Source organism: Streptomyces sp. NPDC107517, assembly GCF_055582645.1.
The window spans coordinates 277,679-291,383 of the sequence record NZ_JBVJPM010000010.1 but is presented as its reverse complement, the minus strand read 5'-3'; the positions used below and the strand labels follow the sequence as shown (position 1 = coordinate 291,383).

14 protein-coding genes are annotated in these 13,705 nt (G+C 70.4%); 5 read left to right on the top strand and 9 right to left on the bottom strand.

Annotated features, from left to right (window positions below; translation table 11 throughout):
* The first annotated feature begins 168 nt into the window (after window positions 1-168).
* The 4 genes from ACZ67T_RS24200 (at window position 169) to ACZ67T_RS24185 (ending at window position 4,625) form a co-directional block, all read left to right on the top strand.
* Complete coding sequence (locus ACZ67T_RS24200; RefSeq protein WP_469986747.1) at window positions 169-1,149, top strand: glycosyltransferase family 2 protein; 981 nt, start codon at window positions 169-171, stop codon at window positions 1,147-1,149.
* Window positions 1,146-2,483, top strand: a complete 1,338-nt coding sequence (locus tag ACZ67T_RS24195; RefSeq protein ID WP_469986745.1) for a polysialyltransferase family glycosyltransferase — start codon at window positions 1,146-1,148, stop codon at window positions 2,481-2,483. The genes ACZ67T_RS24200 and ACZ67T_RS24195 overlap by 4 nt, the downstream gene beginning before the upstream one ends.
* The gene (locus ACZ67T_RS24190) at window positions 2,480-3,625 is read left to right on the top strand and encodes an acyltransferase family protein (protein WP_469986743.1); all 1,146 of its coding nucleotides are present in this window, start codon (window positions 2,480-2,482) and stop codon (window positions 3,623-3,625) included. Before ACZ67T_RS24195 ends, ACZ67T_RS24190 begins: the two co-directional genes overlap by 4 nt.
* Window positions 3,626-3,719: 94 nt before the next feature.
* Window positions 3,720-4,625, top strand: a complete 906-nt coding sequence (locus ACZ67T_RS24185) for a class I SAM-dependent methyltransferase (RefSeq protein ID WP_469986741.1) — start codon at window positions 3,720-3,722, stop codon at window positions 4,623-4,625.
* Between the two features lie 29 nt (window positions 4,626-4,654).
* Here ACZ67T_RS24185 and leuE read toward each other — a convergent pair whose 3' ends face one another.
* Together leuE and ACZ67T_RS24175 are read right to left on the bottom strand one after the other, a co-directional pair.
* A complete protein-coding gene (leuE, locus tag ACZ67T_RS24180) occupies window positions 4,655-5,311 on the bottom strand; it encodes a leucine efflux protein LeuE (RefSeq protein WP_469986739.1) in 657 nt (218 codons plus the stop codon).
* Between the two features lie 65 nt (window positions 5,312-5,376).
* Window positions 5,377-6,966, bottom strand: coding sequence for an acyl-CoA mutase large subunit family protein (locus ACZ67T_RS24175; RefSeq protein ID WP_469986738.1), 1,590 nt, complete (start codon window positions 6,964-6,966; stop codon window positions 5,377-5,379).
* Between the two features lie 233 nt (window positions 6,967-7,199).
* Here ACZ67T_RS24175 and ACZ67T_RS24170 point away from each other — a divergent pair, with 233 nt between their 5' ends.
* Window positions 7,200-8,036: a L,D-transpeptidase family protein gene (locus tag ACZ67T_RS24170; RefSeq protein WP_469986736.1), complete on the top strand. Its 837-nt coding sequence runs from the start codon at window positions 7,200-7,202 to the stop codon at window positions 8,034-8,036.
* A gap of 259 nt (window positions 8,037-8,295) precedes the next feature.
* On the opposite strand, the gene ACZ67T_RS24165 is transcribed toward ACZ67T_RS24170, so the two are convergent.
* The 7 genes from ACZ67T_RS24165 to ACZ67T_RS24135 form a co-directional block, all read right to left on the bottom strand.
* A complete protein-coding gene (locus tag ACZ67T_RS24165; protein ID WP_469986735.1) occupies window positions 8,296-9,474 on the bottom strand; it encodes a hypothetical protein in 1,179 nt (392 codons plus the stop codon).
* Window positions 9,474-10,148 (bottom strand): RNA polymerase sigma factor, encoded by a 675-nt coding sequence (locus tag ACZ67T_RS24160; RefSeq protein WP_469986734.1) that lies wholly within the window; start codon window positions 10,146-10,148, stop codon window positions 9,474-9,476. Before ACZ67T_RS24160 ends, ACZ67T_RS24165 begins: the two co-directional genes overlap by 1 nt.
* 356 nt (window positions 10,149-10,504) lie before the next feature.
* Window positions 10,505-11,233, bottom strand: coding sequence for a hypothetical protein (locus tag ACZ67T_RS24155; RefSeq protein WP_469986733.1), 729 nt, complete (start codon window positions 11,231-11,233; stop codon window positions 10,505-10,507).
* Window positions 11,230-11,847: an RNA polymerase sigma factor gene (locus ACZ67T_RS24150; RefSeq protein ID WP_469986821.1), complete on the bottom strand. Its 618-nt coding sequence runs from the start codon at window positions 11,845-11,847 to the stop codon at window positions 11,230-11,232. The genes ACZ67T_RS24155 and ACZ67T_RS24150 overlap by 4 nt, the downstream gene beginning before the upstream one ends.
* Window positions 11,848-11,944: 97 nt before the next feature.
* The gene (locus ACZ67T_RS24145) at window positions 11,945-12,355 is read right to left on the bottom strand and encodes a hypothetical protein (protein WP_469986731.1); all 411 of its coding nucleotides are present in this window, start codon (window positions 12,353-12,355) and stop codon (window positions 11,945-11,947) included.
* 192 nt (window positions 12,356-12,547) lie between these two features.
* Window positions 12,548-12,694 (bottom strand): hypothetical protein, encoded by a 147-nt coding sequence (locus ACZ67T_RS24140; RefSeq protein ID WP_469986730.1) that lies wholly within the window; start codon window positions 12,692-12,694, stop codon window positions 12,548-12,550.
* Between the two features lie 311 nt (window positions 12,695-13,005).
* On the bottom strand, window positions 13,006-13,695 hold the full coding sequence (locus ACZ67T_RS24135) for a hypothetical protein (protein ID WP_469986729.1): 690 nt from the start codon (window positions 13,693-13,695) through the stop codon (window positions 13,006-13,008).
* Between the last annotated feature and the right edge of the window lie 10 nt (window positions 13,696-13,705).

The window sequence follows — 13,705 nt, the reverse complement described above, 5'->3', positions numbered from 1 at the left end:
ACGGCCCAACCGGAGTGCAACAAACGGTTAACAGCGCACCGACGAATGGCGAATCCGGCCGGGAAGTGCCCGGGAAGCAGGCGGGTTCACTATTCCGCCACGCGTCGTTCACCTGACATCTCACCATCGGTCAAGACGAATGCCGGGCCGCCGCCTAGCGTCCTTCACGTGGTCAAGCTCTCCGTCATCGTGCCGTTCTACAACGTGCAGCAATACGCGCCCGACACCCTCAGAAGTCTTCGCGCCAACGCGCGCGACGACTTCGAATTCATTCTCGTCGACGACTGTTCGAAGGACGAGACCCCGGACATTCTCGCGCGCGCCGAGCGCGAGCTGCCCGGCGCCGTCCTGGTCAGACACGAAAAGAACGGAGGCCTGGCCACCGCGCGCAACACCGGACTCGACGCGTCGCGCGGTGAGTACCTGACATTCCTGGACGGGGACGACTGGCTCGCCCCTGGATACTACGAGCAACTGCTCGCCTCCATCGAAGGCCTGGGCTGCGACTTCGTCCGTACGGACCATGTCCAGTGCACCGCGCGGGCCCGCACCGTCCACCGCGTGCCGACCGGCAGGCGCGGTGTCGTCATGGATCCGCGCGAGGCGATCCTGCCCGCCGACCGCTCGACGTCCGTCGACTACGCGTACGCGTGGGCCGGCATGTACCACCGGCGGCTCGCCGACGCAGGCCTCCTCCACTTCACCGACGGTCTGCGCACGGCCGAGGACAGGCCGTGGATCTGGCGGCTGCACCGCGAGGCGAAATCCTTTGCCGCGGTGGGACTTCTCGGCGTTTTCTACCGGCGCGGTGTCGCCTCGTCGCTGACGCAGATCGGCGATGTGCGGCAGCTCGATTTCATCAAGGCGTTCGACCAGGTGGTGGCCGAAACGGCGCAGGACCAGGACGCGGAAAAACTTCTGCCGAAGGCCGTACGTACGTACTGCGCCATTATTTCCCACCACTTGGGATCCATCGAAAGGTTCGAACCGGCAGTGGCGCGCAAATTGAAGACAATGAGCTCCGCGGCGCTGAAGCGCATGCCGCAGGACGTACTCGACGACGCGCTCGACTCGATGGACGTCCAGCGGGCGACGCGCCTGCGCCGGCTGCGGCGCCGCCCCGCCGCGGCGGGGGTGGCTGCCGCGTGACCACGCAGATCTTCCTCGCCTCCACGCTGTACGGGACCGCGACGCTCGCCGCGGCCCTCGACGCGGACTGCTTCTCGCCAGCGGACCGGCGCATCCTGCTCGTCGCCAACAACGCGGCGACCCCGGAGACGACGCCCGCCGTCGACGAGATGCCGGGCTTCGACCGGCTGCGCGGCCGCTTCGACGACGTCGTGTCGTGGAACGAGACCATCGCGCCGTTCCACCCCGGTGGCTGGGCCCCGCGCCCCGACGACGTACCGCTGTGGGAGCGCCATCTGCGGCTCGCCTGGGACCTGGGCGACGACGACGTCGAGCTGGCCGTGGAGTCGATCCAGGTCAACCCGGCGATGGCCGTGGCGCAGATCTTCACCGGCGTCCCCGTCGACGTGTACGCGGACGGCCTGATGAGCTACGGCCCGACCCGCAACAAGATCGACCCGCTGGTCGGCACCCGCGTGCGGCGGCTGCTGCACCTGGACCTCGTGCCGGACCTGAAGCCGCTGCTCCTCACGGAGTTCGGCGTGGCGCCCGAGGTCGTGCCGACGGACGTCTTCGTGAAGGTGCTGGCCGAACTGGGCGATGTGAGCGGCGAGTTGCCGCCCGTCGGGCCCGAACCGGCCGTGCTGCTCGGGCAGTACCTGTCCGCGCTCGACATCCTCACCGCGCAGGAGGAGGAGGACCTGCATGTGCGGATGATGCGCGGCGCGGTCGCCCTCGGCCACACGCGGATCGTCTTCAAGCCCCATCCGACGGCGCCGGCCACCTGGTCGCGCACGCTGGAGACGGAGGCGGAGAAGCTCGGCGTCGAGCTCACCGTCCTCGACACACCCGTGCTCGCCGAGGTCCTGTACCAGCGGATGCGCCCGGCCCTCGTGGTCGGCTGCTTCTCGACGGCGCTCCTCACCGCGTCCGCGTTCTACGGCATCCCGGTCGCCCGCATCGGCACCGGCACCCTCCTCGACCGGCTCTCGCCGTACCAGAACAGCAACCGCGTCCCGGTCACGATCGTGGACGCGCTGCTGCCGGAGCTTTCGGAGCGGGCGGCCGTGACCGCGCAGGAGTCCGGCACGGCGAACGCCGAGCTGAACCAGCTGGTGCGCGCGGTCGGCTTCGCGATGCAGCCGAAGATCTACCCGGACCTGCGGGCGGCGGCCGAGCGCTATCTCTCGACGCACTTGAGCGACCACACGTGGCGTTATTTCAAGCGCCGCCGACTCACGTCCCTCGCGCTGCCTGGCGCCGTCCCGGCCCAGCTCGCGTTCATTCCGCGCAACGCGACGGTGCGCCGGGTCGCCCGCCGCGCGCGCTCGTTCAAGCGGGCTGCCCTCGGATGAGTACTTCAGAGACGACGCTCCCCAAGCTTGCTCCGGGAGCGGACGCCACGGTGCGGAGCGCGCGTCCCCGCGCGCACGCACCGCGGCTGAGAGCCCTGGACGGCCTGCGCCTCATAGCCGCCCTCATGGTCGCCGCGTACCACTACGGCGGCCGTGACGGTGAGGTGTCCCAGGCCTGGGGCACCTCACCGAAGGTCCAGTTCCCGTCGCTGCACCAGTGGTTCGCCTACGGCTGCCTCGGGGTGCAGATCTTCTTCGTCATCAGCGGCTTCGTGATCTGCATGAGCGGCTGGGGCAAGCCCCTGCGCTCGTTCTTCGCCTCCCGCGCGTCCCGGCTGCTGCCGTCCTACTGGGCGGCCGTGATCCTGGTGACGGCGGTCTTCGCGCTGCCCGTGGTCGCGTACAAGGCTGTCTCGCCCAGTGACGCGCTCCTCAACCTGACGATGCTCCAGCAGCCGCTCGGTGTGGACCGGGTCCTCGGCGTCTGCTGGACCCTGTGGGCCGAGGTCCGCTTCTACGCGCTGTTCGCCCTGTGCATCGTCCTGCCGGGCGCGAACCGGCGCCGCGTCGTGCTGTTCTGCGCCGTGTGGACGCTCGCCGCCGCGATCACCCAGGCGTCCGGCGAGCCGACCCTCAAGGTCATCCTGATGCCGGAGTACGCGCCGTACTTCATCGGCGGCGTCGGCCTGTATCTGCTCCACCTCGACCGCCGCGACATGACCGCGTGGGGCATAGTCCTCGTGAGCTGGCTGATCGGTCAGCACTACGCGGTGGCCGCACTGTGGCATGCACCGAACCCTCACTTCTTCTCGTACCGGGGGTCGGGCTCGATCATCCTGATAGTGACCCTCGGCTTCGTGGCGGTGGGCGCGATCGCGCTCGGGCTGCTGAACCGGATCAACTGGGGATGGCTGACGGTCGCCGGCGCGCTGACGTACCCGTTCTACCTGGTCCACGAGCATCTGGGCTGGGTGGTGATCGAGGTGCTGCACCGGCGTCTCGGGCTGCCCTCGGCCGTGACGTTCACCCTCACGGTGGCCGCGATGCTCACCCTCGCATGGCTCCTGAACCGCTTCGTGGAGAAGCCGCTTGCACCTTTCCTGCGCAAACAGCTGAACCCCACGCCCGCCAGGATTCACTGAGGATTCATACCCGGTGGAGTTTGCTGTCCGATTGGCGGATGCGATCTGTGAGCGCCTTGACCCTGTCGATCGGGAGCTCATAGGTTCGCGTCCCATGACTGCTGTGCACACCACCGCCCGGCGCCCGATCGACCTCGACGACGTCCCCGGCTGGTTCCCCCCGCTCGACCAACTCCTGTTCACCTGGCTCCTCGAACGGCAGACGCGGCGGGAGGTCCGCGGGGATCTGCTGGAACTCGGCGTCTACATGGGCAAGAGCGCGGTCCTCCTCGGACAGCATCTGCACGGCACCGAGAAGTTCACCGTGTGCGACCTGTTCGAGGGCGACGCCCCCGACGAGGCGAACCAGGCCGAATCCACCAAGTCGTACGCCTCACTGACCCGGCAGGCCTTCGAGGAGAACTACCTCTCCTTCCACGACGAACTGCCGAAGGTCGTCCAGGCGCCCAGCTCCGTGATCTCCGGCGAGGTCGCCCCGGGCACCTGCCGCTTTGTCCACATCGACGCCTCGCACCTCTACGAGCACGTGTACGGCGACATCGGCGCCGCCCGCGAACTCCTCGGCGCCGACGGCATCGTCGTCCTGGACGACTTCCGCTCCGAGCACACACCGGGCGTCTCCGTCGCCGCGTGGGAGGCCGTGCTCAACCGCGGCCTGCGCCCGCTCTGCCTGAGCACCCAGAAGCTGTACGCCACATGGGAGGACCCCGAGCCCCTCCAGGACGAGCTCCTCGGCATGCTCAGGGAACGCGACGACATCGCCCTCAGCGTGCAGCAGGCGGCCGGTCACCGCCTGGTCCGCACGAAGTCGAAGGCGGTCAGGGCGCCCGCGTTCCCGCGCTCCCGCCACCATGTGGAACACGAGCGCCCGGAGGAACCGAAGGCGGCCTCCGCCCCGGCTCCGGCCCCCGTACGCAGGCGCAGCCGCGCCCGCCGGATCGCCGTGGACCTGACGCCGCCGGTCATCACCCGGGCCGTGCGCCGCGCCCGCAGGGGCTAGCGCCCTCGTCCGGGCCGGGGCCGGGGACCTCAGGCCCCCGCGAGGGACAGCTTGACCGCGAAGCCCAGGAACAGCATGCCCGCCGCCGTGGTCGCGCCCGCCGAGAGCCGCTTGCGGCGCCGGAAGGCGTCGGCCAGGCGGGTACCGCTGAAGATCAGGGTGGAGAGGTAGAGGAAGCTCAGGATCTGGAGCAGGCCGCCGAGGACCACGAAGGACAGCGCCGGGTAGGCGTAGCCGGGATCCACGAACTGAACGAAGAAGGAGATCAGGAACAGGATCGCCTTCGGGTTGAAGAGGCTGACGATCAGGGCGCGGCGGTACGGGTGCTCGTCACCGCTCCCGGCCACCGGCTCGGCTTCGGTCTCCACGGCGGACTCACCGCGCTGCTTCCACAGCGCCCGCGCCGACCGGATCATGCCGATCGCCATCCACGTCAGGTAGCCCGCTCCCGCGTACTTCACGACGAGGAAGAGCAGGGGCGTCGTCTGCAGCACGGAGGCCGCGCCGAGCGCGGCCAGTGTCATCAGGACCGTGTCCCCGGTGAAGACACCGGCGGCGGCCGCGTATCCGGTGCGTATGCCCTTGCGGGCGGCCACGGAGAGCACGTAGAGGGAGTTCGGTCCTGGCAGCAGGACGATGAGGACGAGGCCGGCCAGATAGGTCGGGAGATTGATGACACCGAGCATGAAAGGGAGTGTCGCACGCCTATATGGCCATACGACACTCCCTGCTCAGAGGGTGATACGCGGCCTCAGAACGCGTCGGTCGGGATGTACGTGCCCCACACGTCGCGCAGCGCGTTGCAGACCTCGCCGACGGTGGCGCGGGCGCGCAGGGCGTCCTTCATCGGGTACAGGACGTTGGCTGAGTCCGCGTCGCTCTCTGCCGCCTTCTTGAGCGCCGCGAGCGCCTCGTCCACGGCCGCCTGGTCGCGTTCGGCACGCAGCTTCGTGAGGCGCTCGGCCTGCTGGGCCTCGATCGCCGGGTCGACCCGCAGCGGCTCGTAGGGCTCCTCGGCGTCGAGCTGGTAGCGGTTGACGCCGACCACGACGCGCTCGCCGGAGTCGGTCTCCTGCGCGATGCGGTAGGCGGAGCGCTCGATCTCGTTCTTCTGGAAGCCGTGCTCGATGGCGTTGACCGCGCCGCCGAGGTCCTCGACCTTCGTCATGAGCTCGAGCGCGGCGGCCTCCACGTCGTCCGTCATCTTCTCGACGACGTAGGAGCCGGCGAACGGGTCGACGGTGGCGGTCACGTCGGTCTCGTAGGCGAGAACCTGCTGGGTGCGCAGGGCGAGGCGCGCGGACTTGTCGGTCGGCAGCGCGATGGCCTCGTCGAAGGAGTTCGTGTGCAGCGACTGTGTGCCGCCGAGCACGGCGCCGAGGCCCTGGACGGCGACGCGGACGAGGTTGACCTCGGGCTGCTGGGCGGTGAGCTGCACGCCCGCGGTCTGCGTGTGGAAGCGGAGCATCAGCGACTTGGGGTTCTTCGCGCCGAACTCCTCCTTCATGACCTTGGCCCAGATCCGGCGGGCCGCGCGGAACTTGGCGACCTCCTCCAGGATCGTCGTCCGCGCCACGAAGAAGAAGGACAGGCGCGGCGCGAAGTCGTCGACGTCCATGCCGGCCGCGACGGCCGTGCGCACGTACTCGATGCCGTCCGCGAGCGTGAACGCGATCTCCTGCGCGGGCGAGGCACCGGCCTCGGCCATGTGGTAGCCGGAGATCGAGATGGTGTTCCACTTCGGGATCTCGGCCCGGCAGTACTTGAAGATGTCGGCGATCAGCCTCAGCGAGGGCTTCGGCGGGAAGATGTACGTGCCCCGCGCGATGTACTCCTTCAGCACGTCGTTCTGGATCGTGCCGGTCAGCTGGTCCGCGGGGACGCCCTGCTCCTCGCCGACGAGCTGGTACATGAGCAGGAGCAGCGCCGCCGGGGCGTTGATCGTCATCGACGTGGACACCTTGTCCAGCGGGATACCGCCGAACAGGATCCGCATGTCGTCGATCGAGTCGATGGCCACCCCGACCTTGCCGACCTCGCCGGACGCGATCGGGGCGTCCGAGTCGTGGCCCATCTGGGTGGGCAGGTCGAAGGCGACGGACAGGCCCATCGTGCCGTTGGCGATGAGCTGCTTGTAGCGCGCGTTGGACTCGACGGCGGTGCCGAAGCCGGCGTACTGGCGCATCGTCCACGGGCGGCCGGTGTACATCGACGGGTAGACGCCCCGGGTGAAGGGGTACTTGCCGGGCTCGCCGAGCTTCTCGGCCGCGTCCCAGTCGGCCAGCGAATCAGGGCCGTAGACCGGCTCGATGGGCAGTCCTGACTCAGACTCGCGCGCCATGGTTGTGCCTCCAGCTCCGGTGTTACTTGCCAGTTGGGTCGACCCTCGCGACGGACTGTAGCGGCGCGCCTGCTCACGATGGAGAGCCGCAGGCTGGGACCTTGCTCACAGCCCGTCCTTCACCTCTGCTCCATCCCACAATGCGCGGTATTTACGCCGAGTTCGCAACCGGACGCGCGCGGGAAACATCTCTGTTGGCACATCGGACGAGCGACGAGACTGCGGGGGCCCGGATGCGTGCGACCGTCATGCGTGGATCACTCGCCGTCGCCGGGGTGATCGCCCTGGCCGGCGGCTGCAGGACACAGGCCGTCGACACGGGCGGCAAGCAGCCGCCGCCGAAGGCGCACGGCTCGGCGTCAACGTCCCCCTCCGACGACGCGAAGGAGCCGAGCGCCACGCCCTCCCGCACCCCGTCGGTGAGACCGACACCGCCGCCGAAGGTCCTCATGGCGCGCGGCGCCAGCGGCGGCAAGGTGCGTGAACTCCAGGCCAGGCTGCGGCAGATCGCGTGGCTCTTCGAAGGGCCGAACGGGAAGTACGGCCCCGCGACGACCAAGGCGGTCGAGGGTTTCCAGGGCAAGCGGGGCCTGCCGCGCACGGGGAACACGGACACGGTGACCTGGGCGCGGCTCGTGAAGATGACCCACACCCCGACGCGCGACGAGCTCTACGCGGCCGGCGGGCAGCCAGCGGCGAAGCCGGACCGGCGCTGCATGACGGGCCGCGTCGTCTGCATCAGCAAGACCAGCCGCACGCTGACGTGGATGATCGACGGCAAGGCGCTGATGACGACGGACGTGCGGTTCGGCTCGCAGTTCACGCCCACCCGCGAGGGCGTCTTCAGCGTGTACTGGAAGTCGCGCCACCACGTCTCGACGATCTACCACACGCCCATGCCGTACGCGATGTTCTTCAGCGGCGGCCAAGCGGTGCACTACTCGGCGGACTTCGCGGCCCGCGGCTACAACGGGGCGTCGCACGGGTGCGTGAACGTGAGGGACGAGGCGAAGATCGCGTCGCTGTTCGCGCAGGTCCGCACCGGCGACAAGGTCGTCGTCTACTGGTGACCTGCTGAGAAGTGGGGCGCGGGCGGGACCGGGGGAACGTGTCCCGCCCGCGCCAGTGGCACGGAGCCGAAGGTACGGGGGGAACCCGCGGCTCGTGCACGGCCGATGACCAGTCGGCTCACTTGGTACTGCGCCCCCGCGTCCAAAAACGTCACACCCGCATCGGAAATTCTTTGTCTCCGCAGGTCAGGGCAGGTCAGCGCGGTTCGGAGCAGGTTCCAGCAGGTCTGGACGAGCTCAGAGGTGGCTGAGAACAGACTCAGGACTGTGCGGGCGCGGCGCTGTACGAGGCCGAGGCCGAGGCCGTCGTGGGCGGTGTCGTCGGCGCGGTGTCCGAGGCGTCGCCGCCGGGCTCGGACGGGACCCACGAGGCGGTCGGCACGGCGGCGCTGACGCCGGGGTGCTCGCCGTTCTGGCTGTCCTCGTCGCCGTCCTTGCCGCTGTTCTTGTCGTTGCCCTTGTTGCCGTCGCCGTCGCCGTCGTCGCCGCCGCGGGTTTCGTCGGCCTCGTCGAGAACGCGGGCGCAGAACCGGTCGAGGTCACGGTCCCGCTTGATCGTGGCGATGCGCTGCGCGGCGGCCCTGAGACGCTCCGTCTGGGAGTCGTCGAGGTCGCCGTCGCGGTACTTGCGGCAGGCGTCGACCAGGCGCTGCCGCCATGCCTTTTGGTCCGCGGCGTCCGATTCGCGCAGGCCGGTGCCGGGCCGCGTCGTCGCCGGGCCGGGCCGGGCCGCCGTGTCGTCCTGGGACGGGGCGCCCGAGCCGGGCACGGGCGATTCGCTGCCGGGCACGGCGTCGCCCGAGCGTCCGCCGTCGGTCTCCGAGATGTCGGGCGACGGGGAAGCGAGGGGCTGTTCGGGAGACGCGGCGGCGGAGACGCTGGCGGCGGGGCCCGGTTCACCGTGTCCGCCGAACGGCGACGGCAGCACTCCGGTCCCGGCCGCGACGGCGACGCCGCCGATCATGCATCCGGCCAGCGCCGCGGCCATCCCGAACCGCACCGGGCGGCCCCAGCGGACGGGCCGCGCGTCGGGTCTCGTGAGGCGGACACTGCCGACGTCGGAACCGGCGTGCCCGCCGATCCCGGCGTTCGCGTTCGCGTCGTTCGCGTTCGCGTTCGTGCCGTCCCCCCGGCCCACGGGAGCGTGGAGCGAGGCGACCGGGGCGAGAGCCCCGCGAGGCCGGGCATGGCGTGCCTTCAGGGGCGCGGCGCCCGGCTCCTGAGCGCCGGATTCGCGCGCCTTGCGGAACGCGGCCAGCGCGGCGGCCTCGCCCGGCAGTTCGCCGCCGTCTACGCGTGTCACGGCAAGTGCGTCGAGTGTCTCCGCGAGGCGGGCGGCCCGGGCGCGGGTGGCTGCGTCGACGGCTTCGAGGGGCTCACCGCGCAGCAGACGCTCGGCCGCGTCCCGGTCCAGCCACTTGTTGTGCTCGTCGGCCATCACATGTCCTTCTGCGTCCGCGTACGCGAATGCGTCACACCGGCGGACGTCACCGCGTGCCCGCGTGGTTCTCTCGGGGGCGGTACGGCGTCGAGGCCCGCGTGCTCCGTCTGCGAATGCGAACCCTCGGCGCCGAGCAGCTCGGCGAGGCGCTTGAGGCCGCGGTGCGCCGCTGTCCTGACGGCGCCCGGACGCTTGCCGAGCGTCTGAGCGGCGCTCTTCGCGTCGAGCCCGACGACGACGCGCAGGACGACGGCCTCGGCCTGGTCCTGCGGAAGCTGGGCGATGAGCGCGAGCGTGTCGCCGGTGGCGAGGAGTTCCATCGCCTCGTCGGCGGTGTCGGATATCGCGGGCCGGCCGGTGAGCTCGGTCTCGTCCCCGCCGATGGCGGGCCGGCGTCCCCGCATGCGTATGTGGTCGAGGGCGCGGTTACGGGCTATGCGTGCGGCCCAGCCGCGGAAGCGGTCGGCGTCCCCGCTGAACCGGTCGAGGTCCCGGGCGATCTGCAGCCAGGCCTCGGACGCGACGTCCTCCGCGTCCGGTTCGCCGACGAGTGTCCGTACGTACCCGAGCAGGCGTGGATGCACCGCGCGGTACACAGTCCGGAACGCGGTCTCGTCCCCGTCCTGCGCCGCATGCACCGCGGCCGTCAGCTCCGCGTCGTCCCCCAGCACTGCGCCACCCTTGCGCTTAAACCCTGCGCCGCTCACCGACGCGAACCAGCACGCTACGGCCTGATACCGCTCCCCGTCCACGTTTGTACAACCCGCAACTAGCACGTGACACAACGCGGTGTGACAGAAAACGCACGCGCGGCGCTGAAGGTAGTACGGGCCGCCGCGCGGCCCGTACCGCGCGACGGCCGGGGCCTCTCCTGTGGGGGGTGGCGGCCTCGGCCGTCCCGGCGGTGCTCTTCGGGGCGGGCACGCCGAGGCGTGCCGATGCCGCCCGCGCATCCATGTCTGCCGGGATCCCGCTACTTCTCGGGAGTCTTCTACTTCCCGGGAGTCTTCTACTTCTTGGAAGTCTTCTACTTCTTGGAAGTCTTCGCCCGGATCGGCTTCGGGCTCGGGCTCGGGTGCCCGTTCTGCTGGCCTTCTGCCTTCCCGTCGACTGCCTGGTCGCTGCCCTTTTCACCGCTGCCCGCCTCCTGGCGGGCCTCCTCCGCCTCGCAGTACGCGTCCACGGAGGCCTCTCCGCCTGCGTCCGCGAGAAAACGCTGCCAGGCGGTCGAGTCGAGCGCCCCGCCCCGGTCCCGTACGGATGCGTACGCGCGGCACTTGGCGAGGGTGTCCCCGGCCTGGTCCGGGTGGCCGGCGGACCGACCGGGCGCTTGGGACGGGGCGGGCACCGTGGCGGACGGCCGGACCGGGCCGGGCGTGGACCGTCCGGGGGTACTGGAGGCGCTCCCCCGGGATGCCGGCCGCTGTTCGGAGTCATCACCCGAGGCGTCCCCGACCGTGCCGATCCCGGCCATCGCGACACCGCCCAGCGTGACGCCGGCGACCAGCGTGCCCACGGTGGTGCGCAGTGACCGGCGGGCGAGACCTCGGGGGCGCGGACGCCAGTCGTCGCGGCGTCGTGTCCTGGCCAAGTGGGCTCCCTGGTCGCGGGCCTCGCGGAACGCGGCGACGGCCCGTTCCTGGGCGCCGTCCCGCTGTTCCGCCGAGCGTACGGCGGCGGCGAGCAGGGTCTCGAGGTCTGCGGCCCCCTCCGGGCCGGCCGGCCCGTGGTCCTGCCTGAGTGGGTTGTCAGTCATCTCGACTCCCCCAGCGTCGTGGGGCCGTCATCCGTCACACCTCGCGCGCCGAGCCGGTCCGCGAGCTTCTTGAGGCCCCGGTACGCGGCGGTCCTCACGGCGCCCGGGCGCTTGCCGAGGACGCGCGCGGCGGACGGCCCGTCGAGCCCGACGACCACGCGCAGGAGCACCGCCTCGGCCTGGTCGCGCGGGAGGTCGCTGATCAGCGTGAGTGCCTGTTCGGTGGAGATCGTCTCGAGGGCCTGGTCGGACGTGCTGTGGGTGCCGGGGAGTTCGAGCATGTCCTGTTCGAGCCCGGACGGGCGCGGGCGGACCTTCTGGCGGCGCAGGAGGTCGAGCGCGCGATGGCGGGCGATCGTGGCGGTCCAGCCGCGGAACCCGGCGCCGTTCCCGCGGAAGCGCCCGAGGTCGCGGGCTATCTCCAGCCAGGCGTCGGAGGCCACGTCCTCGGCCTCGTCGCCGACGAGGCCGCGCAGATACCCGACGAGCCCCGGCTGCACGAGCCGGTACGCGACCGCGAACGCGGCCTCGTCCCCCTCCTGCGCCCGCGCCACGGCCATGCCCAGCTCCTCGTCACGCGCGTGCGCGCGACGGGGCTCCCCCACCTGGCCCAACCGTTGTCCTCTTCGTACGTCCGCGTACTGACCCGACGCGACACAGGTCATCGTGTCCATGCCCCCACGGTCATCAGCGTCCAGGCCCACAGAAATGTCACAGGGCGGCGCAGGTCCTGGTCCTGTCCTGGTCACCGCGCCGCCCATGGAGGGTCAGATAGAAGGTCTGGAGGGACTCCTCGCGGCCGAGCTCGAAGCGGTTGACGACCTTTCCGAGGGGGTTCCACACGCGTCCGTCGGGCATGCGGACGCCGGCGGGCTGGCCGAAGTAGGTCCGCTGGGCGACGTCGAAGTCGACCCAGACGGCCCCGGCCCGCCGCACGAGCACCTCGCCCACGTACGCGCCGATGCCGAACAGGGCCCCCGTGACCGATTCCCGGTCCGAAGTCCCTTTGCGCAGACCGTCGATGAGGAAGTCCGCGACGCGGAGGCTGGCGACGGTGTAGTCGAGCGGGAGCCGGTTGCGCGCGGTGGCGTGCGCGACGAATCCCGCAGCGTGCCGCCGCATGTCCGCAGCGTTCGGCTCGGGTTGGTGACCAGCTCCCATGGCGTCCGCTCCTCGTCCAGTTCGGGGAGTGGCCTTCCTACTCCCCCGCCTGGCCCAGCGGATGACGCAACACAAGCATCACGCGTCACACACATGTCGCTTCTCACATGACCAATTGGCAAAGGGCGTACAACCTTTGAGGCCGTCAGGCGTCTAGGGCAGATACCTGGCCAGCCGGTCCCGCGCGGATACGGAAAGCCGGTCCACCGCCATGTCCTCAAGCGTGACGCGCAGCATCTCCGGTTGCATCAGGGGGATGGCCGCGACAAGGAGTTCCTCACTCGCGTACAGCGGTTCCACCAGCTGGTGGAACGCGGCGGATTCGCGGGCCCTGGGCCGTCACACAGGAAACGGGCCGGTGCAATGGACCTGACGCTCCCGCACTTCACGCCGCAACCATTCCCCGGCGTGCGGGCGGAGCTTCTCCCACTTCTCCGGACGGCCCAGCAAATGATCCGTCATCCGGATGCTCGTCAGCGCCTTGACGAAGGGACTGCGGCCCCCAGCTCCGACAGCTGTTCTTCGGAGACGGCCAGACACACGTGCCCGGCGCCGTGAAGCCCGGTTCTACGACACGGCACCCGTCATGGGCGAGTGACGGAAGAATCCGGTTACTTTCCTGCGGCCGTGTGCCCCGGGCGGGGATACATCAGCACCGCCGCGCACGCCATGGCCGGGAGTCCGACGGCGGGCACGGTCCACCACGGGATGCCGGTCCACACCGCCGGGAGCCCCACGCCGAAGCAGACGGCGATGCCGGTGAAGAGCAGCCGCCTGCCGTACGGGTCCCAGGTGAAGGGCGCGTAGTCGCGGGGGCTGACCAGGCGTACCGCGCCGAACGCGCACGCCTCAGCCGCGAAGAGCGCGGCGAGCATGCCCATGGCGGCGTTCATCTGGATCTCGTCGCGGGGCGCCTCGGAGGTGTTCTGCCGGACGCCGTCCTTGCTGAGCACGACGATGTCGCGGCGCCAGACGGTGGCCGTGACCCGGTCGCCGGTCTCCAGCCGCTTCAGGAGCGGCCCCGGGTCGCCGAAGTCCACGACTCCCTGCCAGGAGTGCCCGTCCTTCAGCATCGCCTTGTAGCTGGAAGTCCGCCCGCTGTTCTTGATCTCCCTCTTCACGACGGTGAAATGCCAGGTGCTCAGGCAGTCCGTCTGCACCTGCGCCGTGGCACGGGCGGGGCACGGCTCGGCAGCCACGTAGTCCCGGTAGCGGTCCCTGTCGGAGGGCAGCCACCATGAGAACGCGATGTAGCAGAGCACCGCCGATATCAGGGCCAGCAGGATCAGCAGCACGCCCATGAACCGGGTC